Genomic DNA, 24,217 nt, shown 5'->3' with positions numbered 1-24,217 from the left:
TGTTAATAATTAGCGAATGCTAAATCATTGAATTACAATGATTTTAACGTATATTTGAATCCTTAATTTATTTAAATAATAGCAAGATTACGTTTATGAAACTTAAATACGCCCTCATATTTATTACTTTTCTGTGTGCTGTTTTGTCTGGGTTTGGGCAGGGTTTAGAAGATTTCACAAATTCTAATGCAAATGGTTCATATGCAAATGACAGCTTTTTAGGAAACAATGGTATAACATGGACATATACTCAATCTAGAGATGAAAATGGGGATGCCAATAGCTCTGGTATTATTGGTAAAGCTTTAATGTTAAGACGAGTTGCGGATAATAGCAAAATAACATCAAGCTCGATTTCTGGAGGTGTTGGTGATTTTTCTGTGAAGCTATATAAAGGTTTTACGGGTGGAGGAGATAGACAAGTTGAATTATACGTAAATGGAATATCACAAGGAACTTCCACCGTATTTGATAATTTTATTGAACAGACTTTTACTGTTAATAACATAGATATATCTGGAAGTGTAATTATACAAATAAGAAATATAACAGGGAACCAAATAATAATTGATGATATAACATGGACAGCATATTCTGCTTGCACACCACCAGCAGATCCCGTCGGAACAATTACAGGAACAACACCTGCTTGTACCAATACAACATTAACCTATTCTGGAACAACAATACCAGGTACTATTGATTATTGGCAAACTACGGCCACGGGAACCTCAACGGCTAACAATGCCACAGGGACTTTTAATGCAACCGCCACTGGAACATATTATGTAAGAACATTTTTAACAGCAACTTCTTGTTGGTCTGCAGGAACTGCAAGTTATGCTGTTGTAATAAATTCTGCACCAAGTATATCAACACAACCAACTAATACTACAAGAGTCATTCCTAACAACGCCACGTTTTTTGTAGCGGCAACAGGAACGCCAACGCCCACATACCAATGGCAAGTCTCAACAAATGGCGGCACCACATGGAATAACGTAACGGGAGGCTCCGGCGCAACTACAAATACGTATACAACGGGAGCAACTTCGGCGCCAATGAATGGTAATCAATACCGATGTGTTGTTACTAATAGTTGTGGCGCTGTAAATTCTAATGCAGCGACGTTGAATGTTACAAATGCTTCACCAAATAACGCTTTGCAATTAAAGTCATGTATTGCCAATGATCAACTTTCTTTAAGTTGGAATGCATCTTCAACAGCAGGCGTAACCGGTTATATTGTTTTTGCTCAACCCAACACAACAATCCCAAGAATGACTGCGGCTTTAGCAGGAAATGCTACTGGATTTGTAGCGAATTCTAATTATACAGCAGCAACATCTTATACTACTTTAGGAAAAGCAGTTTATAAAGGTGCTGGAACGACAGCTACTATAACTGGTTTAACCAATGCTTCGCAATACACTTTTAAAGTGGTTGCTTACACTGGTGAAACAGCTACAGGTTGGGCGTATGCTCTTAATGATAACTCAGCTGCTTCATCATATACACAAACATATACTATTGATGTTCCAGAAGTTACCAGTTTAGCCGCTTCAATTAATCCTACAACATCTACAGTGTCGTGGAATGTGGTGCCAGATTCTGCTGGATGTTACGAATATATGGTGGTTGCAAATGCAGGTGCTGTTACGCTTACACCAACAGGAAACGGTTCGGCTTACACCGCAAATCCTGTTTATGCAGGAGCAAATCAAGTAGTTTATAAAGGAACAGGTAACAGTATCATTGTTACTGGTTTAACAGATGCTGTTGAATATTGTTATACCGTTTTTGTAAGAGAGGTTAATAGTGGTAATCAATGGAGTGATGGTATTTCGGTTTGCCAAACTACTGGTGTTAGTTATTGTACAAATTCAAGTAATAATACAGGAGAAAATGGTATTACTAATGTCACTTTAAATACCATTGATAATTCATCAGTTGCAACTCCTTCTTATACTGATTTTACTTCAGTTCCTACAACTTTAAATAAAGGAGAAAGTTATAATTTATCTGTAAGAGTAAAAACATTTGGTTCTAGTACAAGCTATATAAAAGCATGGATTGATTGGAATAGAAACGGAACTTTTGATAGCAGTGAAGAATATGATTTAGGAACAGCAGTAAGTGTAACAGATGGCCTTACTACAAATTCTCCGCTTAATATTACTGTGCCAACAACTGCTACTTTAGGAAACACTAGAATGCGTGTAATTAGTAAGCAAAATTCAGCTCCAACAGCATGTACAGCTTTTGATTATGGAGAAGTAGAAGACTATACGATTAATGTTGTACAACCTGTAAATGCCGAAATTAATGTAAAAGGAGGAGCTATTTCTATTCCTAATGGTTTTGATGCACCTTACGGATTAAACAATACGTTGTTTGCTAGCACACCTTTAAACACAGATTCTGTTGAGAAAGAATTTACTATAGAAAATATTGGTTTAGCAAATTTACTATTAACAGGTTCGCCTATTATTCAATTAGAAGGTACAAACCCAACAGATTTTATTGTAACACAACAAGCAACAACACCAGTTGTAAATGGTACAAACGCAACTTTTAAAATTAAATTTCACCCAACCGTTGCCGGTACGAGAACAGCAAAAGTGAGAATTGAAAATAATGATTCTGATGAAAATCCTTATCTTTTCACCATAGAAGGTGAAGGTAATTGTACAACTGCTCCAACTGTTGCTACTTTTCCAACATCTGGTCCAGCAAATACATTGGTGACTTTTACTTCAGCAACAAGCAATCTTATAGGAGCCACAATTACATATAATAATATAGCAGTTCCTACTGTTTCTAATACATCAGACACTATAGAAGTATTGATTCCTTCAGATGCTAATGATGGTAATTTTGTTATTCAACTAGCAACAGGTTGTAGTGCTACACAATTTTTCGATGTAATTGATACAGACCTTACTGCATGCGATACTGCAGTTGGTGGTGGTGATGCAACCGATTTAATTATCTACGAAGCGTATGATGAAAATGGCGGATCTGGTGGTGTAATAACCATATATAACAACACAGGAGCTTCTGTAAATTTAAGTGGGTATAGCATTCAAAGAGCTGGAGATTATGGAGGTACTTATTCAACTTATGCAAATTTAAGTGGTACACTTGCAGCAAATGCAGTCGCCATTATTTCTGTATCTAGCTCATCTTGTGGTTACACACCTACAGGAAATGGAAGTTTAGGTTCGGCCGGTTTTAATGCAAATGATGGTTTGAGATTAATGAATGGTACTACGGTTATTGATGATGTACATGCACCAAATTATGTAGGGTATTATTTAAAAAGAAAGAATACAAATTTTTATCCAAATACCACTTATACTGCTACCGAATGGACAACTCAAAGTTTATCCGACGATGAATGTTTAGCAGGCGTTGGTACTGTACCGCTTGTTAAAGTGCCACCTGTGGTAATAACTCACCCACAATATGTGGCAGATTGTTCAATAACGGGTACATCTTTAACAGTTGCAGGATCCGAAGGCGTTTCGGGTGGATTGGGACTTGCTTATCAATGGTATGTTTTAGGAACTTCTGGTAACTGGACAGCTGTGTCAAATGGCGGAATATATTCCGGTTCTACAACGTCAACATTAGATATTTCGGATCTTGCTGGTTTAGACGATTATCAATATTATTGTCAAATTAGAGAAAACACTGCTACATGTTACGCAGCGAGTAATGCTGTAAAAATAGAATACATAGCTGCTGTTTGGGATGGCACAGCTTGGTCATCACCTCCTACCTCTAGTAAAATTGCGATTATAAATGGAGATTACGATACAAGTACAAATGTTAACGGAGAAACAAGTTTTGAGGCTTGTCAATTATTTGTAGCTGCTGGAAGCCTGCTTACGGTTTCTGAAGGTGATTATGTTGAAGTTATAAACAGCGCTGTCGTTAATGGCGATGGAACAAATCTAGACGGTATATTAGTTGAAGACAAAGGTAGTTTTGTACAAAGAGGCGAAGGTGTAAATGCTGGAACATATACGTTGAATACAAATGCTAGAACCCAAGTCAACAAGAAAACAGCTCCTTTGAATAATTATTATGAATACACCTATTGGAGTTCACCAGTTGCCAATGAAACTATTGAAAACGGATTGAATGATGCACACCCAACCAGACGCTATTGGTATAATGGTCAAAACTATTTAGATGCTATGGCTGAAACCAATAACAACAATGGAACTGTTGCTGGACAAGATGATGTAGATGATAACGGTGATGATTGGCAACCTACAAGCAATACTGATATTATGATTCCAGGTAAAGGCTATGCTGCTATGCACAGTCCATCGGGAATTATTGGTATAGGTATTAATTATGAATACACGTTCAATGGCGCTTTAAATACAGGTGATTTTACGGTTCCTATTTACAGAAATGATTCTGAAATGGCTGATAACAACTGGAATTTTATTGGGAATCCATATCCATCCGCTATTGATGCCGATTTATTTCTTTCAGCAAATGCATTGATTGATCAGAATGTTACAGAGTATCCGCAACCAACTGGAGTAACGAATGGTGCCATATTTTTATGGTCGCAAAATTCAGCACCATCAAATACCAATAACGGAAATGAGGCTTTAAATTTTGCACAATCGGATTATGCTGTAATAAACGGCACCGGACAAACAGCTGGTGGTGATGGGGTTATGCCTAGCCGATTTATTCCTTCTGGACAAGGCTTTTTTATTACATTATCTAATGCCGCAACGGTTTCAACTGTTTCTGGAGACATAAAAACTGCAGATGTTATTTTTCAAAATAGTATGCGTGTTACAGGAAATAATAATCAATTTTTCAGGAACACAAATGAAAATCAAAATGAAAAATTATGGCTTAATTTCACCTCAGACATGGGTGTTTTCAACCAAATTTTAATTGGCTATGTTGAAGGTGCAACCAATGGTAATGATGATATGTATTTTGATGCTCCTAAAAACTTGTCTTCAGACTCCTATGTATATTTCTATTCGCTTATAGAAGAAGAATTGGAAGCAGATAAAGTAGCTATACAAGGAAAGGCGCCTGAAAGCTTAAACATGGATGAAATAATTCCGTTAGGCTTTAGTACAACCGTTAATCAAGCTACGATTTACACAATAAGTATTGCACAAATAGAGGGTGATTTTTTAAGTACACATACTATTTACTTAAAAGATAAATTATTAAATGTCATCCACAACTTATCGAATACGAATTATAATTTTACATCTACAGTTGGCGAATTCAACGACCGTTTTGAAATTGTATTTAGAGATAGTGCTTTATCGGTTGATGATTATGTAATTAGTAACACCAATTTATCTATTATTGAATTGATGGATAATAACGTTAAATTTAGCATTGGGTCTAACCAAGCAACCATTAAATCGGTTGAAATAATTGATATGTTGGGCAGAACATTATACAGGTTTAAAGGGTCAACTAATACGGAAACGTATAATTTATCTAACTTAAGTAGTGCCACATATATTGCTAAAGTAACCTTGTCTAATAATCAGGTGTTAGTTAAGAAAGCGGTGAAGAAATAGAACCTTTTTTAATAAGTATGAAAGCGGTTGCATTTAAAATTCAACCGCTTTTTTTATAGCGTATAATGTAATGACACCACAAAATTTCTTCCAGGAGATGCAATTCCGGAGGAATAGGTTTTATACCGTTGATCCGTAATATTTTCCAATCCTGCTGTAACGGCAATACCGTCCTTAAATTGATAATGCGTTCGGACATTCAAGGTGTACCACGAAGGTGAAAAAGGATTTCCATTGGAATCTTTGGCATATAAATAATCTTTAGCCTGTTCTGAAGGTGCTAATTGTTGGTATGATAATTCGCCATTAAAATTCACAAACCCATCAATTTTAAAACGTTGCTTTTGCCATACTACATGCGCATTACCAAAGCGTGGCGCAACATGACGAATAGGAACTTCTATCCCGTCATCTTCTTCCGTGCCTCCTATAATATTGTACTGTGAAAAGAATTTAACCGATTTTGAAAAATTGATATTTAGCCCCACTTCAAAACCATAAATCCATGCTTTTGATGCATTTTGAATAGCTTGAACCGTACTCATTTCACCATCATATAAAATTTCAGCTGCACCGTTTATGGTATAATCTCTTCGAACTAAAGCATTATCTAGAAATGTGTAATACGTGGCTAAATCTAAAATTAGCACATCACTAAAGTTTAAGAGTAAACCCAATTCACCACCATAAGCATATTCCGATTTCAAATTATTATTGGGCACCACAACACTGCCTGGTTCAGAATCGAAAACCTTACCAATATCATCAACATTTGGCGCTCTAAAAGCGGTTGACGCATTCAATTTCCATTGTATCATGTTGCTAGGCATCCAGCTAATACCAGCTGTTCCCGTAAAGGCACCCGAATTAATTTCAGCTGTATTAAAAGGCAAGTTTAAATAGGCATTGTTTTCTGTGAAATCAGCTTTTGTTAAAACCTGATTATAGCGGATACCGGTTTGAAAAATAAGCTCGGAAGTCGGCTTGTATTTCAAACTCGTATAAGCAGCTAATGATTGCCAAGTAGCACCATCTGGATATCTAGAAACCGTTGGAATGCTAATTCCTGTGCTAATATCCTCTTCGTTACCACTAGAGTTTACCAAATTATACACATATTCGGCGCCATAAAAAAGGGCTGTTTTAGGGCTTAATTGTTTCTCCAAATCCAAGTTTGCCGAAAAAGCATTTACTTGCTCTTCCCTATTGTTTTTTATAACAGATTGAAAATCCCGATCATGACGACTTTCCTTAAAGTGTTGAAATGCAAATGTAGCTTGAGCTTTATCATATAACATAGATTTGCTATTGGACTGCGTAACTTGCAAATTACTCATAAACCATGCTTGCGGACCATAGTACCATTCGGCCGCTCTTAAGTTTCCATTTTTATATCGGATCAGTCTATCATAACGCGGATAGTCTGACGTGGTAGAATAATAGGCTCCAAAATCTACAAGCAGGTCATCGCCAGCTTCAAACCGGACTTTTTGCATGGCATGAAATTGATTGAAACCGGTTGGTTTTTGAATTTTAGAATTTTCATTTATAATCACCTCATCTATACCGTTGACGGTTTGTACGTATTCCGGGCGTAAATAGGCTGTTGGGCCATGACTTCCCATTCGTAAATCGTCAAAATCACTATAACTAATACTGGTTAAAAACGCCCATTTTTTTAGTCCAAAATTAATATCTACATGACCTGTTTTTTCATTGTTGGCTGTTGCATATCGCGCTAAAGCATGACCTTTAATATAAATCTCATCTTTATAGGATAACTGTGGTTTTTTGGTGTAGAAACCCATTACGCCTCCTATGGCATCACTACCATAAACTACAGAACCTGCTCCTAACGTAATTTCCGTGTTTTGAATACTTAAGGGATCTATAGAAATAACATTTTGAAGGTTTCCACCTCTAAAAATGGCATTATTCATCCGAACACCATCAACGGTAATTAAAAGTCTGTTAGTTGAAAATCCACGAATCATTGGGCTTCCACCTCCTAACTGACTTTTTTGAATATAGACATTTCCGGTTTCCTGCAGTAAATCAGCACTTGTTTGTGGATTATCAAATTGGATTTCTTTAGCTGAAATATTGACAATCTTTTGAGAAATATCGCGTTTACTTTGCTCGAATTTTGAAGCTGAAATTACAACCTCATCTAGTCCAACACGACCTTTTAATGTGATGACATTATTCTGAATTTGATTTTTGGGCAACTCTAAAAGATGGTAATTATCAGCTTGAAATTCTAGGATATCTTGACTAGAAAACGCATCCAAATGGGCCTCACCATTTAGATTTGTGATTACAGATTCAGTCGTATTTGAAATGATAACACCAGGAATTGGTAAGTTGGTATCTGTTTCTAAAACTGTTATTTGCTGGGCTTGACTAAAAAACACGCAAAGCAAACACAAACTGAAAACAAATTGAACTTTCATAAAATGAGGGTTAATTGGTATTTATCTAAAAACTTGGTTAAATATTTGCAGAGATTTTGGTTTTCTAAAATACCCCAAGTGTAACTCATAATATTGCATAAGCATATTAAGGAAAGCTTGGCGTTGTTCTGCTTGTAATTTAACTGTATTTAAGGCATCAAAATTCATGCCTAACAACTCTTTTAATAAGGTATTGTTTTCAGCTGAAACCGCATATATATGGGTTTTACTCGGTTCAAAATATCCCGATTGCAAATTAAAAACACCTGTTTCTACATGATCAGTATCTGGATAAAAACCCAAATATTTAGTGAGCTTTAAAAGAAATAACAAATGAAAATTAGCATAATTGGGTTCAGAGTCCAACCATTGTAAAGCGGTTTCCAAATAATCGAAAAGTAGATTATTCTGTTCTTCCTCTTTTAACACATTGGCTAATACTTCTGATAAAAATAACACGATACTACTCTTTATAACGTTGGTGTGAAGTGTGTTATAAATAAAACTCGATTTCACTTCTTTTATATAATGAAGCGACTGATTGGGCTTATAGGTTTCTACAATTTCAATCTGCGACAATAACTGGTAATAGGCAATGGATCCAGAGCGCTTACTTTTAAACGCACCGCGGATTAAATAACTAGACAAGCCTCTGTGTTGCGTATAGCAGTTGACAATTAAATCATTATCACGATATTTGATTTTTGATAGTACAATGGCTTTTTCTGATGCAGACATTAGCGCACAACCATTACTTTAATAACCTTTGTTTCAAAGGTATCCAAATCGGAAAGCATTACTATATAAACACCTGTTTTTACAACATTATTTGCTAGGTTATTACCATTCCAATACGCAATTCCACCATCAATTTCTAAATTGTAACCTTTGTATCTTGAGTTGGTTCTGGATTGGGCTTCAGCCACCAAATTCCCTTCAATATCGGTAATTTTAATATTGACGTTTTCAGAAATATCTTTAATTTTTACTTTTTCTTCTGTGATATTAAATGTTGGTCGCACAGGGTTTGGATATACATAGGCATTTGCCAAGGTTTGTTGGGTTTCTGAACTACCAGAACCGAAGGATACCAGACCATTACGCGTAGCAAAATACACATCACCATTTATCTCGTCTATTGAAATATCCGTAATGTCATTACTTGGTAACGGTGAATTATCTTTTGTAAAATGACGAATGGTATTTTGACCATCAGCTGAAAAATAAAAAACCCCCGAACCAATGGCGGCAATCCATTTGTTATTAGCACCATCCACTTCAATATCGGATACAAACTGCTGATATAATAATTCTTTTGGGACACCATCTTCCAAAATGATAATATCTTGAACCTGCGGATTACTTTCCGAAAAGAAACTAGTAGTATTATATATAACACGTAAACCATTACTGGTTCCTATCCATACTTGATTGTTTTTATCCATGGCTACAGATGTCACATAGGGTGTTGGCATGTTTTGACTGTCTTCCACTATGTTTTTAAATTCGCCGTTTCCACTTAGGTTTAACCCAATTATCCCAGCACTATACGAACCAAAAAATACGTTCCCCGATCGATCAAAAACAATATCTGAAAACCCTAAATTACTAGTGGGTGAATTTATTATATTTGTTAGATCATATGATGTCCAGGAACCATCTTTAAATCTATTTAAAGGGCTTTCAACACGTCCGTTGGTAACCCATAAGGCACCTTCTCGATCGTAATCTGCCGTCAGTGTCAAACATAATTCGGCTGCAAAAGGGACAATGGTACTATTGTTTTCGTCGTATATACCCATAATTTCATTATTTTGTATGTCGATTAAGCCTGAAAAATAAGAACTGACAAAAACCTGGTCAGTATTAAAAGGATTAATCGCAATGTGCGACAAGAATCGTGGAACATTTACAGTTGCAGCTATAGAATCATAGGGCTTATTGATCCATTGTTCATTAATATAATTACTTAACCCTGTAAAAGAAACCCCTCCAGCAAAACTAAAAGAAGCCGAATAGCCTCCAAATGTACACCAAAGACTACTATTTTCAATTTCGACAGAAAAAACTGTGTTTAACAATGGTCCATCTGGATGGATTTCATTAAAATTTGTTAAATCGTTTAAATTAGTTTCTAAAATTCCAAAACCAGGTTTTCCTTGATTTAAAATATTTTTGGTCCCAATATAAAGTTGATTGTCATTAAAAATTGTAGCACATGAAAATTCAGTTGGATAGTCTGCAGTGGGATTTACTAGAGCTATTTCACTAAATTCATTATCGTAAATGAACACTTTATTTTTTTCAGTAACCAATAGTTTATTATCCACGCTCGTCATGTCATTTGGTAACGTAGCATACCTTAATAATACTGAAAACAGATTGTCTTCTCCAATTCTAGAAATATAATTATCATTCCTTATCGTGTACAAATTATTTTCAACTTCTTGAATAAACCGATAATTTCCACCCTGAATCCTATTCCACTCCTGAAAATCAATTAAATCTGGACTTGATATTAAAGCCTTTCTAACACCTCCATAATCATAACATGCTGCGTAAATAAAATCATTGTAAACAGCGGTTTGGTTAACCTGTATTTGAGAACCACCGTCTCCTATAAAATAGGTGTCACCAAATTCCAAATTCTGTAAATCGTACACTGAAATACCATAATCCGTGGACACATATACGAGATTATTTACCACATTAAAATGATTAATTCTTTTACTATCTGGCGGAATATTTTGCTTGTCTTTAATATCTACAATACTTAAAATATCAACATCATCTTCAAAAAATAGTTCCATTAATCCATTCTCAAAACCAACAAGCACTAAACCATAAGCCTCACTGTAATAAATTGTGGTGATTAGCTCCCCAGATAACCCATTAATGGTAGTAATTTGTTCCATTTCTCGCGAAACAGTATCAAAACTAAAGATGGCATTATCTGATGCGACATACATTTTAGTTTCACCTCTTGAAACACTCTGAATATTTAGAAATGAGAAATGCCCTTTCCAATCTGCTGAATAATCTTGGCTAAAAACCATATTAGACACTAGAAAAAGTGCTAAAATAAAAAATAGCTTGTTTTGAATTATCTTCATTAAAGTTCGGTGTTTTTTAAAGCGTATAGTTTAAACCAAAAATACTATATTTTATTGTATTTTTGGTTTTATTAACTAGGCTTATTTAATGTTATTTAGCAGTCCTATATTTTTATTTTTATTTCTTCCGCTTGTATTGTTTGTCTATTTTTTAACACCTAAAAAATTTAAAAACTTTACACTTTTAGCTTTTAGCCTTGTTTTTTATACGTGGGGAGAAAAAGAATTAGTCCTGCTAATCCTACTATCAGCGGCTGTAGATTACATTAGCGGTTTAATTATCAGCAAAGGAAAAAGGAAACTTGGTTTATATATTTCTATTACATTTAATATATCCATTCTACTCTATTTTAAGTATGCCAATTTTATTTCCAGTAACCTAATTAGCCTTTTAGAAGGTTTTAATATGAGTCCAGAGGGTGCTTTAAATTTCTCCAATATTGCGCTGCCAATAGGTATTAGTTTTTACACCTTCCAAACCATGTCTTATACCATTGATGTCTATCGCGGTCAGGTAAAAGCATGTAAAAATTTTATTGATTTCGCAACTTATGTCACTTTATTTCCACAACTCATTGCTGGTCCAATTGTAAGGTATGCTGTAATTGAAAAAGAGTTAAAAAGTAGAACGGTAACCACATCGCTTTTCTATGAAGGCGTAGAACGTTTTATAATTGGTCTTTCTAAAAAAATGATTATCGCCAATAATTGTGCGGTTTTGGCAGACGCCATTTTTAATTTACCACCATCTGAATCTTCTATGCTCATTGCTTGGCTGGGAACTATAGTTTATAGTTTTCAAATTTATTTCGATTTTTCAGGATATTCTGATATGGCAATAGGATTAGGCAAAATGTTTGGTTTTAATTTTCCCGAAAACTTTAATTACCCCTATATTTCTAAATCCATCAGAGAATTTTGGAGACGTTGGCATATAACACTTTCAAATTGGTTTAAAGATTATTTATATATTTCCCTTGGAGGAAGTCGAGAAGGCAAATGGCGCACCTACACCAATTTAATTATTGTATTCTTTGTTACAGGCTTATGGCATGGTGCTAATTGGACTTTTATATTTTGGGGACTTTTCCATGGTTTATTTATCATCATTGAATGGAATTTTAAAGACACGGATTCAAAGCGCCCGGCGTTTTTATCGCATTTATATTTTCTTTTCGTTTTAAATATTTCTTGGGTGTTTTTTAGAAACGACACCGTGACTGATGCGTTCCATTATTTGATGACCATGTTCAATTTCTCACTTGAAACCAATACAGCTTTTTTAAACTTTTATTTAACCAAAGAAATGTTAATTGTACTATTTGCCGCACTTTTACTATCCACACCAATTTATAAAAAGATAGTTTCTGGTGTTTTTAACTCCAACCTAACATCGGGCACTAAAAACATGTTTTTACCATTAAAATTAATTGGTCTTTTTATTCTCTTATTTATATGTTTCACTTACATAGCAACCGATTCTTATAACCCGTTTATATATTTCCGCTTTTAATGAAAAACAAACAAAACATATTACATTGGCTTTTTATTATCATTTTTATAATGATGATAGTAGCACCTAATGTGGTTATGTTTTTCAAATTGGAAACAACGGAAAATAATGAAAATAGAGCTTTTCAAGAAGTACCAAATTTTGATTTAAACCAACCAATCCATTCCCTTACTGAATTTAAAAATTACTACACAGAAAACTTCGGATTAAAAACCACATTGGTAAACAACTATATTGATTTTAAATCTCATACGCTTCAAGAAACTCCTATGCCAAATAAAGTGGTAAAAGGTTTAAATGGCTGGTATTTTTTAGGAAACAGCTATAACAATTCACTTAATAATGCCTTTGGAAACAATACTTTTAATACAGAAGAACTCCAAGAAATTAGTAGAAGAATTTTAGAACTCAAAACCTATTTAAACAACCATAATATTGCATTTTATATCGTTGTGCCACCTAATAAAAACACGGTTTACAGGGAACATTTACCATACCAATTTAAGGTCTATGAATCCAATTTAAGTGTCTTAAAAAATTATTTAAAAGCACAAATAAATTTCGAAATCATAGATTTAACCAGGTCAATGATAGCCGAGAAAAACACCAATCAATTATACTTAAAAACAGATTCCCACTGGAATGAATTTGGTGCATTTATTGGTTATCAAGAAACCATGAAGACTATAAATAAAGATTATGCGATTCCAACTGTTACCCTAGAAGATTATAACATTCAAGTTAAGCCCGTTAAGCAAGGTGATATTATAAAAATGATTAATCTGAATATAGAAGAAACTGCGCCAACACTTACAAAAAAAACATCATCAATTAATGCTGCTAAAAACAACCATGCTAACCCGAAGCTTTTTATGCATTATGATTCATTCTCTTATAATTGGATGCCCTATTTTAATGAAAGTTTTCACGCTATTAATTATGTGAAAAATTACACTGTAAATAAAAAACAGATTGAAGAAGAAAAACCTGATATCGTAATTTTCGAAATTGTTGAACGAAATATAGATGTTCTGTTTAAGAAAAAAAGCCTCCTAGAAAAATAGGAGACCCTTTATATCCAAGTGTTTCATTAATTTAAACAACACCTTGAGCGAGCATGGCATCGGCTACTTTTACAAAACCAGCAATATTTGCTCCTTTTACATAGTTTATATAGCCATCATCTTGTTTACCATAGGTAACACAAGATTCATGAATAGCATCCATAATATCATGTAATTTATCATCTACCTCTTCGCGAGTCCAATTATAACGCAATGAATTTTGGCTCATCTCTAAACCTGATGTAGCAACACCTCCAGCATTAGATGCTTTTCCTGGCGCAAACATAACTTGAGCTTTTTGAAAGGCTTCAATGGCTTCTGGTGTTGCAGGCATATTTGCGCCTTCAGCTACAACAGTCACATTATTTTTAATCAACGTATTTGCTTCCGCTTCATCTAACTCATTTTGAGTGGCACACGGCATAGCAACATCACAAGCCACTGACCATGGCCTGTCACCACTATAGAATTTAGCAGATGAATATTTAGTTAAGTAATCACTAATACGTCCTCTTTGAACATTTTTAATGTCCATTATATAGGCTAGTTTTTCCGCATCAATTCCGGCTTTATCATGAATATAACCTGAAGAATCAGACATTGTTACAACCTTACCTCCTAATTCCGTAATTTTCTCGCAAGCATATTGGGCAACGTTTCCAGAACCCGAGACTACTACCGTTTTACCTTTTAACGAATCGCCTTTAGTAGCTAGCATGTTTTGCGCAAAATATACACAGCCATAACCGGTGGCTTCTGGACGAATTAATGATCCACCAAAAGAGATTCCTTTACCAGTTATAACGCCCGTAAATTCATTACGCAATCGCTTGTACTGACCAAACATAAAACCAACCTCACGACCTCCAACACCTATATCACCGGCTGGAACATCTGTATTTGGACCAATATGCCGAAACAATTCAGACATAAAAGATTGGCAAAAACGCATAACTTCATTATCACTTTTTCCTTTCGGGTCAAAATCTGACCCACCCTTCCCGCCACCCATGGGCAAGGTGGTTAAAGAGTTTTTAAACACTTGTTCGAAACCTAAAAACTTTAAAATACTTAAGTTTACAGATGGATGAAAACGCAACCCTCCTTTATAGGGTCCAATAGCCGAGTTGAATTCCACTCTAAATCCTCTATTTACTTGAGTTTGTCCTTGATCATCAATCCAAGGCACTCGAAATACAATAGTACGCTCCGGCTCCACCATCCGTTCTAACAACATTTTTCCCTTATATTTAGGGTTTTCTTCAATAAAAGGAATTACAGCTTCCGCAACTTCGTGTACAGCTTGTAGAAATTCAGGTTCATGGCCATCTTTCTTTTTTACCAAGTTTAAAAAAGTGTCAATTTTATCTTTCATTTATGTTTTACTTTAAAAAATTTTATAATAATTAGTTATATAGCTACAAATATACATTATCTTTAAAAAACATTGCTTATTTTTTTATTATTCATAATTGTAACATCTTTAAAATAATTTGTTTTTTTATGAGTTAATTACATACATTTATACTCGTAATTGCGAAATAAATTTGGGTAGTTACGTCTATTTTATATATTTGTTAGTAATTTGCTCTAAACACATGAGAATCAGACTATGCTCAAATTGAAACTATTACCTGTTTTTATACTCCTGTTTGCTGGTTTGCATTCTGGATATTCGCAATTAGGATTTTCACATGAAATAGGTGCCATTGTTGGACCTGTTCAGTTTAGATCGGATTTTGGTGTTCGTAATCATGAAGGCACCAACTACGGAAACTCCGGTTTTGGTATTGGTATTGTTCACTATATAAATTTTGCCTACAGAGCAGATTGTAACTGTTATTCTACAGACACCTATTTTAATGATCACTTTAAATTACGAAGTGAAATATCTTTCAATAAAACAAAATTAGATCACCATGGCCAATGGGCAGAAGGTAGTGGCGAAAATGCAGAAAAACTACGAAGACATACTGGTGAAGCAAATAATTTTGACATTGGTATGCAACTGGAATATTTCCCGTTGAGCATTAGAGAATTTCAATCTTTTAGTTACCGATTAGCGCCATTTATAAGTCTTGGTGCTCACTATACCTCGTATAATCCTAAAGCCTATACTACATATGTTGATCCGGCCACTGGCATAGCAGATAACAATATTCTTAATGCTAGTAATTTTTGGGACGCTTGGGAGCCAGGCTCTATCAATCCCTCTTCAGGAAGTGCTTGGTCCATGGTAACGAGTGTTGGTGTGCGTTACAAATTAACCACATTATCAGATTTAATGCTAGATTTACGGCTACAAACGTATTTTAGTGACTGGATAGATGGTTTAAATCACCAATTAGAATCCAATAAAAACAACGATTATTTGCTTTGGCTTAACGTTGGATACATTTATTATTTAGATTAAAAAAGAAACCTTCCACCGTCTAAAAAAGCTACCTAAAAGTGTCCTGGTATAGCTAAACGCTATCAAAGTTTTTAAATTTTGAAACCCTAATATTTCAACTGCGCTTAATATGACATTTAAAGTAAAATTTGACATTTTAGATAGCCACTTTCTTTTCTTCTGATTCGTTAACCGATAGCCTGTTTTAAATCGGCAATTAAATCGTCTATATCTTCAATCCCAACACTCAACCTTATTAAGGAGTCTACAACGCCTGTTTTTTCACGTTCTTCTTTCGGAACACTCGCATGGGTCATACTAGCCGGGTGTCCAGCCAAGGATTCCACACCACCTAAAGATTCCGCTAAAGTGAAAATTTTCAACTTTTCCACAATTTTTATAGCGTCTTCATAATTATTCCCTTTCGTGGTAAATGAAATCATAGCGCCAAAATCTTTCATTTGTGTTTTGGCAATCACATGGTTTGGATGATTTTCAAATCCTGGCCAATACACGTTTTCTATTTTAGCATGTGTGCTTAAATATTCAGCAACCGCACGACCATTTTCACAATGACGTTGCATTCTAATATGCAATGTTTTGATACCTCTTAAAACTAAAAAACTATCCTGCGGACCACAAACAGCACCACTGGCATTTTGAATAAAGTATAATTTATCAGCAAGTTCTTTATCTTTTACAGCCAAAACACCCAATACCACATCACTATGACCACCCAAATATTTGGTTGCAGAATGCATAACAATGTCAGCTCCTAATTCCAATGGCTGCTGTAAATAAGGTGTAGCAAAGGTATTATCTACTGCTAATAACAAATTATGCTTTTTGGAAATGGCAGCACACGCCTTAATATCAATAATATTCATCATTGGGTTGGTTGGTGTTTCTAACCAAAGCAGTTTTGTGTTGGCATTCACATAGTTTTCAATTGTATTGGCATTTTTCATATCAACAAAATGAAAAGTAATACCGAATTTCTTAAATATAGATGTAAACAATCGATATGACCCACCATATAAATCGTTTGAAGAAATAACCTCATCACCCGGCTCCAACAACTTGATTACGGCATCAATTGCTGCCAATCCCGAACCAAAAGCCATTCCGTAATTACCATTCTCAATACTAGCAACGGCGTTTTCTAATGCGCTTCGGGTTGGATTCTTACTTCGTGAATATTCAAATCCCTTATGTCCTCCAGGCGTACTTTGTGCATAAGTTGTTGTTTGGTAAATTGGTGGCATCACCGCACCATAAGCTGGATCTAGTTTTTGACCACCGTGAATTGTTTTGGTATTGAATTTCATCTTTATTTTTTTCTTTACATAGTTTTATTATATCAAAAAAACTTCATGTATGATTAAATAATATTTTCATAAAGTTAGGGTTTAATTCGGTGTATTCAAATGCAATAATTATCTTTAATAATTAATTAACGCACTATTTTTATGCAACGTTCAATTGTACTCTTATCTCTTATTTTTCTTATTTTTTCGTGTGAAGATGAAGAAACAAAAATCACATTTTCAGAAAAAAACTTTACTACCAATCAAAACAAGATTGTAGAAATAAATATACCACAAGCAGAAGGGATTGAAGCTGTAAAAAACAACATCAATACATCTATAGAAGCTATGGTTAGTGCGAGTTTAAATTTGGATGAAGATTCGGTTGCTAAAAGCATGTCCATTTCAGAAAGCATTGACAAATTTAATTCAGAATACGCAAGTTTTAAATCTGAATTTCCTGAAAGTGCTTTAGAATGGGAAGCACAAATTGATGGTGAAATTATGTATCAATCTGAAGCCGTTATTTCCGTTGTCATCACCAATTATCTCAATACAGGAGGTGCTCATGGCAGCTTGGTTGTATCGTTTTTAAATTTTGATGCCTTAACAGGTCAATTACTAAAAAACGAACAATTATTCAACGATATGAACGCCTTTAAAACAGTGGCAGAGGATTATTTTAACGATCAAATAGCGGACAAAAAAGAACTCTATTTTGAACCTGATAACTTTGTCCTCCCTCAAAATATAGGCTTTAATGATACCGGCGTTATTCTACTTTACAACAGTTATGAAGTAGCGCCATATTCCACAGGTTTAACCGAATTCACCATTCCTTTTGATGATTTAGTGCCATATTTAAATTTTATGTAATAAAAGGCTAGATTCACTTTCACCTTTACACCCAAACAAAGCGACTGGCTATAATCTTGTTTTTTTCTATAAATGGGATTACTTTGTGCCGTATTCTTAAAACAGCCATTATATTTATGAAAAAAGTTTACTTTCTAAAAACCTGCAATACCTGTACACGTATAATTAATAGCATCAATTGGCCTTCTGGCTTTGAGTTTCAAGATATAAAACAGGACGCTATAACGGTTAAACAGCTTGAAGCCATGCAGAAACTATCTGGTAGTTATGAAGCACTTTTTAGCAAGCGTGCAAAACTGTATAGCGAAATGGATTTAAAAAATGCTAACTTAACCGAAGCTGATTATAAACAATATATTCTAGAACACTATACCTTTTTAAGCCGACCAGTTGTTATTTTTAATGATCAGATTTTTATAGGGAATTCCAAAAAGACAATAGAAAATTTAAAGACAGCTTTAATTGAATAACACGCGGGTTATTTATGGTTTTAACTTCACCTTTACAAAATGATGTCCTAGGTGCTGACCATATAAAACCCAATTTTCCCTGCACCATTTAAAGGCATCTGTAGTTAGTGCGTTTTTGTATACGCAACCTATTATTGCTTGCAATTTCGCCATATTAATAGGCAGTAACACCATGAATGTGGTAAAACTTGTAGCTGCAGGATTTATAATTACTAGTGTTTATTTAGTAACTAAAAAACCAAAATTAAATATTTAAATGCACGGGCTTTTTGCTTCCTACGCGTGTGTCTTCTTTTGTTAAATACTTGAAATTTTTTGTCTTCGGAAACGTCTCGGCTTGCTCTAATAACTCCGCAGGTAAATCGACTAATTTTCGTGTTTTTAAATCCATCCAAGCACCAAGCATTTCACAATGTGCTATATTTTCGCCTTTATGGTTGTAGAAATTATGGTCGAATTTAAAAAACATACCATCTTCACTCAATCCAGAAACTTCCAAACTTACCGTTAATGGTTTTCCCATAAACACTTCTTTAAAATAATACATGTGTTCATAAAAAACCACTGGACCAATATTAAAATGTGCAAGCTCCTTCATAGAAAACCCTTTTTCAATTAAAAAAGCCATTCGCGTGTGACTCATAAAATTGGTATATGCACTATTTGCTAAATGTCTGTTGGCATCCACATCGCTCCAACGAATTTCGAATTGTTTGGTATACATTTTTATAAAAAATTTAGTTACAAAATTACATAAATCTACTTGCTACGCATAATATTCGCTCACAGTTTTCTAAACCTTCAGTTTTAATTACCTTTGTGCAACTTTATTTAAGAATTATGATACATTCAATGACTGGTTATGGGAAATCTGTTTTACAGTTACCAACCAAAAAAGTAACGATTGAAGTAAAATCGTTAAATAGTAAAAACCTAGACTTGAATGCCAGAATGCCTTCAATTTACAGAGAAAAAGAATTGAGTTTACGCAAGTTAATTGGTAATCAATTAGAACGTGGTAAGATTGATTTCTCTATTTATGTGGAAATGACTGGCGAAGAAACCAGCACACAAATTAACAAACCAGCTGTAAAACAATATATGAAGCAGCTCAAAGAATTGGTGGATGGTGATGATACGGAACTGCTAAAAATGGCTGTACGTTTTCCAGATGCGTTAAATACCGAACGTGAAGAAATTGATGAAAACGAATGGAACCTTATTTTAAATGAAGTAAAAATAGCTTTACAAAATATTGACACCTATCGTTTGGATGAAGGGAAAGCTCTAGAATTGGATTTTAGGAATCGTGTTCAAAATATCGCTGATATTTTAGAAGACATTATTGCCATGGATCCAGACCGTATTGAAGGTGTTCGTGAGCGTTTACGCAAAGGTGTTGAAGAATTGAAAGAAAAAGTGGACGAAAATAGATTTGAGCAGGAACTAGTTTTCTACATCGAAAAATTTGATATCACAGAAGAAAAAGTGCGCCTAAAAAACCATTTAGATTATTTTCTGCAGGCCTTAAATTCTGCCGATTCAAACGGTAAAAAATTAGGATTTATTGGTCAGGAAATGGGTCGTGAAATCAATACCATTGGATCCAAAAGTAATTATGCACCTATGCAAAAATTAGTCGTGCAAATGAAAGATGAATTGGAGAAAATAAAAGAACAACTCTTAAACGTACTATAATAGATAATCCTTTTCTATTTGTTTTTAAAATAAAATTACTTTGACACAACAAACCAACAACCATACAGGTAAACTTATTGTATTCTCTGCTCCTTCAGGATCTGGAAAAACCACTATTGTCCGTCATCTTTTAGGGTTAGACGCTTTAAATTTGGAGTTTTCTATTTCTGCTACCTCTCGTGAAAAACGCGGTGACGAAATAGACGCTAAAGACTATTATTTTCTGTCGGCTCAGGAGTTTAAAAACAAAATTAAAGCGGATGAATTTCTTGAATGGGAAGAGGTATATCGTGATAATTTTTATGGCACTTTAAAAACGGAAGTGGAACGTATTTGGGCGCAAGGCAAACATGTGATTTTTGATATTGACGTCTCTGGCGGTTTACGTATTAAGCGGAAATTCCCAAAGGAAACTCTCGCTGTTTTTGTAAAACCACCCAGCATTGACGAATTAAAAATTCGACTAAAAAAGCGTAAAACAGAAACAGACGATAAAATAAATATGCGGATTGCTAAAGCATCTGCAGAATTAGCAACAGCACCCCTTTTTGATATTATTATTGAAAATGATAACTTGGAAAAAGCATTGGTAGAAGCCGAAAGTTTGGTTTCTAATTTTTTAAAATCTTAAATAAAACCCATGAAAATAGGCTTATACTTCGGAACCTTTAACCCTATTCATATTGGACATCTTATTATTGCCAATCAGCTTGCTGAACAAAGTGATTTGGATCAAATTTGGTTAGTTGTTACACCACAAAGTCCGTTTAAAAAGAAACAATCCTTATTAGATAATTACCAACGTTTGGAAATGGTTTTTCGCGCCACCGAAGAGTATGACAAACTCCAACCAAGCGATATTGAATTTGCATTGCCACAACCCAATTACACGGTAAATACTTTGGCACATTTACAGGAAAAATATCCTCATCATGAATTTTCCTTAATTATGGGTGAAGACAATTTAAAAAGCTTTCACAAATGGAAAAACTACCAAGTTATTTTGGATAATCATGATATTTACGTCTATCCTAGAATTTCTGAAGGCACCATTGAAACCCAATTTGATGGCCATAAACGCATTCATCATATAAATGCGCCTATTATAGAACTATCTTCTACATTTATCAGGCAATCTATAAAAGACGGAATCAACGTTAAACCCATGTTGCCTCAAACCGTTTGGCAGTATATTGACGAGATGAATTTTTATAAATAAATCCCTTCAGCCAACTATAAAACAGGAATTTCAATACTATTTATAGCCTGCTCATAAACCATAATATCAGCCTGAATTACAGTTGTATTTGGCTCCATCGTTTCCTTAAACAGCTTTTGATAATAGCCCACACCTTCTAATAAATTAGCTTTAAAGGTTTTCCATTTTTTAATTTGCTTGGCGGATAAATCATCTGTAAACGTGGCTATGTCATTCTTTAAATAATCCACATACATTTTCAGCTCTTTTACAAACATATTCGGTCTGTAAGTATCCGATAAAACGGATGTTTTTCCATAAATATGCTTAACCATTTGTGCCAATGAAACCTCTTTATCAAAATAAGCTAAATTGGGTCCCGGACAAATTACCACACCTTGCTGTTGCCCTTTTATAGGCATATCATTTTCCAGATAAGATGCATTGGCAAGACCAACACAAAGACAGGCTTTTTCAGTAATTTTGTTTTTTGTCATTTCAAAAACAGTAGCCGTCAACGTTTCTTTTTTTGCCTCCAATTCCTCCAATTTTACATCCTGATATTTTTTGGATGCCGTACAAATACCTTCTGGCCCAAACTCTTTACTCAAGGCTAAAAACTTTTTAGGACAGGAACTTCCCGCTTTGTTGTTATCAATACGGGTTTGCTTATAAAACTCGTTAGAGGTTCCCTTAATGGTATTAAAAGGCACGCCTAATGGCGAAATACCGCTTAAATACAAATCGGATTCTTTAGCTTCTGCCAATAACTTGCGTGTTTCGATGTCCACAGATGTAGCTTCTGGAACTAATAAAAATGGACTACCCCAACCTACAGAATCTACCTGATAATTGTCAATTAAAAAATCGTGTTCCGCAGCCGTACCAACACCACCTTGAACGGTTATTTTTATATCTAATGGTTTTTCTGGGATATACAACGCTTTATCCGTTAATGCTTTTACAAAAACGTTATGTGTGTCTTGTATTAGTTCTGATTTTTTGCTTTTAAATTCTTCTAAAATGGGTCCCAACAAATGCCCGTCTGTAGCAAAGGCATGACCACCACAATTTAAACCAGATTCAATTCGGTATTCAGACACCCAAAGACCCTTTTTAGCTAAAAATTTCCCCTGAATTATAGCAGAACGGAAATCGCTTACTTTTAAAATAATTTTCTTTTTAATCTGATTTTTGGCATTGGGATAAAAATCGATGAAATTTTCAAAATAGCTATATAATCTTGGGTTCATACCTGCCGAAAGCACCACAGACGAACTTAAATTACTATTAGCAAAACCGCGAAGTGATGCATGTGCATCATTAAATTCTACTGGTAATTGTTCCGATTTAATAAAGTTTTCTTTATCAATTTTGGTCATGATATTCACATCAATTTCACCAGCCGATAAATGAGAGTCTACATAGTTTTTAATGCTATCTTTAAGCATCAAACCTTCATCTAACAAATTTGAAAGTCCTTGTTTGATGTTGGACTTATTGGGAAGCATATCTATAAAATTCTCTAAAGCCGATTTACTTTCTGAAATTTCTTCTTTAAATTTTACAAACTTATTTTTAACAATGGTATCAACCAAGTTTAAATATGCTGTAATACGTTTAGCACGATAATCGTCCACCTTTTTAGAAATTTCCTGATAAGGCAGACTAAATTTTTCACTATAAAAAGCGTTCATACGTTCTAAAAGCTCATCGTCAATAATTGAAATTACAGACGAAATCCCGTATTGCGCCACACGAATAGGGCTATCTATGGTATAGGCTAAACCCATAACAGGAATATGGAAATTATGTGTGTGGTTGGATGCTCTCATGATGTGTATTTTAAAAAATAATTAAGCCGCAAAAGTGCTAAATGTAAACTTCCTAAAAGATGATAAATATCATACCTTTTAGTCTTTTATTATTTTAGATTAGAAAATTTTAAAAACAATTGTTGATATACGTCAAGCCTTTACCTTTCTGCATTTATCTTTCAGAAGAAATATGTACACCAATAGGTTTTAATTATTACTTTTAAAAACTGTAACATGTACCTATCTATTTCATGTTCTGCAATCTGCCATAAAACCACCGCATGACTACCTTCCCTGTTTCTGCCTCAACTCTCTCTGAAACCGCTTTAGGCAACTTCATAAAAGACACGTATCAACTAGCGGCAAATTTTAGCTGTAAGTTATACCGAACAGGTTTAAACCATACCTACTTTATTACAGATGGGCAAACCACTTATGTTATTCGGGTTTACTGCTATAACTGGCGAACAAAAACGGAAATTCAGGAAGAATTACGTTTATTAAACCAACTTAAAAACAACAACCTTTCGGTTTCATTTCCTATTGCTGACAAAAATGGGATCGTAATTCAAGACATTCAAGCACCAGAAGGACTGCGCCATGTGGTACTTTTTTCCTTTGCTAAAGGTGACAAAATTCGCGTTATGAAACCAGACACCTGTTTTGCTATTGGCGAAATTATGGCCAAAATTCATAATGAAACCGAAGGACAGAAAATAGACCACATTCAC

At 34.5% G+C, this 24,217-nt stretch carries 17 protein-coding genes; 10 read left to right on the top strand and 7 right to left on the bottom strand.

Translation table 11 applies throughout. From position 1 onward, the window contains the following. The first annotated feature begins 95 nt into the window (after nt 1–95). Nucleotides 96–5,585, top strand: coding sequence for a GEVED domain-containing protein (locus ACN0QX_RS12830; protein WP_417197491.1), 5,490 nt, complete (start codon nt 96–98; stop codon nt 5,583–5,585). Nucleotides 5,586–5,638: 53 nt separating this feature from the next. Here ACN0QX_RS12830 and ACN0QX_RS12825 read toward each other — a convergent pair whose 3' ends face one another. From ACN0QX_RS12825 to ACN0QX_RS12815, 3 genes are read right to left on the bottom strand one after another with little or no spacing between them, the layout of a single operon-like run. Further along, a complete protein-coding gene (locus ACN0QX_RS12825; protein ID WP_417197489.1) occupies nt 5,639–8,038 on the bottom strand; it encodes a TonB-dependent receptor plug domain-containing protein in 2,400 nt (799 codons plus the stop codon). A gap of 21 nt (nt 8,039–8,059) precedes the next feature. Further along, nucleotides 8,060–8,776 carry a DNA repair protein RecO gene (gene recO, locus ACN0QX_RS12820; RefSeq protein ID WP_248396569.1) on the bottom strand — a complete coding sequence of 239 codons (717 nt, stop codon included), beginning with the start codon at nt 8,774–8,776 and terminating at the stop codon, nt 8,060–8,062. Then, complete coding sequence (locus ACN0QX_RS12815; RefSeq protein ID WP_417197487.1) at nt 8,776–11,151, bottom strand: two-component regulator propeller domain-containing protein; 2,376 nt, start codon at nt 11,149–11,151, stop codon at nt 8,776–8,778. The genes recO and ACN0QX_RS12815 overlap by 1 nt, the downstream gene beginning before the upstream one ends. A 136-nt stretch (nt 11,152–11,287) precedes the next feature. Here ACN0QX_RS12815 and ACN0QX_RS12810 point away from each other — a divergent pair, with 136 nt between their 5' ends. Then, nucleotides 11,288–12,664 (top strand): MBOAT family O-acyltransferase, encoded by a 1,377-nt coding sequence (locus tag ACN0QX_RS12810; protein ID WP_417197485.1) that lies wholly within the window; start codon nt 11,288–11,290, stop codon nt 12,662–12,664. A gap of 50 nt (nt 12,665–12,714) precedes the next feature. Next, the gene (locus ACN0QX_RS12805; RefSeq protein ID WP_417197483.1) at nt 12,715–13,728 is read left to right on the top strand and encodes an alginate O-acetyltransferase AlgX-related protein; all 1,014 of its coding nucleotides are present in this window, start codon (nt 12,715–12,717) and stop codon (nt 13,726–13,728) included. Between the two features lie 31 nt (nt 13,729–13,759). Here the strand turns inward: ACN0QX_RS12805 and gdhA are convergent, their stop codons facing one another. Then, a complete protein-coding gene (gene gdhA, locus ACN0QX_RS12800; RefSeq protein ID WP_417197481.1) occupies nt 13,760–15,103 on the bottom strand; it encodes an NADP-specific glutamate dehydrogenase in 1,344 nt (447 codons plus the stop codon). Between the two features lie 237 nt (nt 15,104–15,340). Between gdhA and ACN0QX_RS12795 the strand changes: the two genes are divergently transcribed. Then, complete coding sequence (locus tag ACN0QX_RS12795) at nt 15,341–16,141, top strand: THC0290_0291 family protein (protein WP_417197479.1); 801 nt, start codon at nt 15,341–15,343, stop codon at nt 16,139–16,141. A 167-nt stretch (nt 16,142–16,308) separates the two neighbouring features. Here ACN0QX_RS12795 and ACN0QX_RS12790 read toward each other — a convergent pair whose 3' ends face one another. Next, nucleotides 16,309–17,454, bottom strand: a complete 1,146-nt coding sequence (locus ACN0QX_RS12790; protein ID WP_417197493.1) for a cystathionine gamma-synthase — start codon at nt 17,452–17,454, stop codon at nt 16,309–16,311. A 135-nt stretch (nt 17,455–17,589) separates the two neighbouring features. Here ACN0QX_RS12790 and ACN0QX_RS12785 point away from each other — a divergent pair, with 135 nt between their 5' ends. Both ACN0QX_RS12785 and ACN0QX_RS12780 read left to right on the top strand, forming a co-directional pair. Continuing rightward, nucleotides 17,590–18,303 carry a DUF3298 and DUF4163 domain-containing protein gene (locus ACN0QX_RS12785; RefSeq protein ID WP_417197477.1) on the top strand — a complete coding sequence of 238 codons (714 nt, stop codon included), beginning with the start codon at nt 17,590–17,592 and terminating at the stop codon, nt 18,301–18,303. A gap of 116 nt (nt 18,304–18,419) precedes the next feature. After that, a complete protein-coding gene (locus ACN0QX_RS12780; RefSeq protein ID WP_417197475.1) occupies nt 18,420–18,773 on the top strand; it encodes an arsenate reductase family protein in 354 nt (117 codons plus the stop codon). A gap of 244 nt (nt 18,774–19,017) precedes the next feature. Here ACN0QX_RS12780 and ACN0QX_RS12775 read toward each other — a convergent pair whose 3' ends face one another. Further along, complete coding sequence (locus ACN0QX_RS12775; protein ID WP_248396587.1) at nt 19,018–19,497, bottom strand: acyl-CoA thioesterase; 480 nt, start codon at nt 19,495–19,497, stop codon at nt 19,018–19,020. A gap of 116 nt (nt 19,498–19,613) precedes the next feature. On the opposite strand from ACN0QX_RS12775, the gene ACN0QX_RS12770 reads away from it, so the two are divergent. The 3 genes from ACN0QX_RS12770 to nadD are packed head-to-tail and all read left to right on the top strand — an operon-like array spanning nt 19,614 to nt 21,690. After that, nucleotides 19,614–20,471 (top strand): YicC/YloC family endoribonuclease, encoded by an 858-nt coding sequence (locus ACN0QX_RS12770; RefSeq protein ID WP_417197473.1) that lies wholly within the window; start codon nt 19,614–19,616, stop codon nt 20,469–20,471. 40 nt (nt 20,472–20,511) lie between these two features. Next, complete coding sequence (gene gmk / locus ACN0QX_RS12765; RefSeq protein WP_417197471.1) at nt 20,512–21,102, top strand: guanylate kinase; 591 nt, start codon at nt 20,512–20,514, stop codon at nt 21,100–21,102. 9 nt (nt 21,103–21,111) lie between these two features. Then, entirely contained in the window at nt 21,112–21,690 is a 579-nt protein-coding gene (nadD, locus tag ACN0QX_RS12760) for a nicotinate (nicotinamide) nucleotide adenylyltransferase (protein ID WP_417197469.1), read from the top strand. 14 nt (nt 21,691–21,704) lie between these two features. Here the strand turns inward: nadD and ACN0QX_RS12755 are convergent, their stop codons facing one another. After that, nucleotides 21,705–23,504, bottom strand: a complete 1,800-nt coding sequence (locus ACN0QX_RS12755) for a hypothetical protein (protein WP_417197467.1) — start codon at nt 23,502–23,504, stop codon at nt 21,705–21,707. 263 nt (nt 23,505–23,767) lie between these two features. Between ACN0QX_RS12755 and ACN0QX_RS12750 the strand changes: the two genes are divergently transcribed. Beyond that, nucleotides 23,768–24,217: phosphotransferase (locus ACN0QX_RS12750; protein WP_417197465.1), on the top strand; the 450-nt coding region annotated here is incomplete at its 3' end.

It is taken from the genome of Bizionia sp., assembly GCF_048259285.1.
In the GTDB taxonomy this organism is placed as follows: Bacteria; Bacteroidota; Bacteroidia; order Flavobacteriales; family Flavobacteriaceae; genus Algorimicrobium; species Algorimicrobium hallyeonense.
This window is presented reverse-complemented; position numbering and strand designations above follow the sequence as displayed.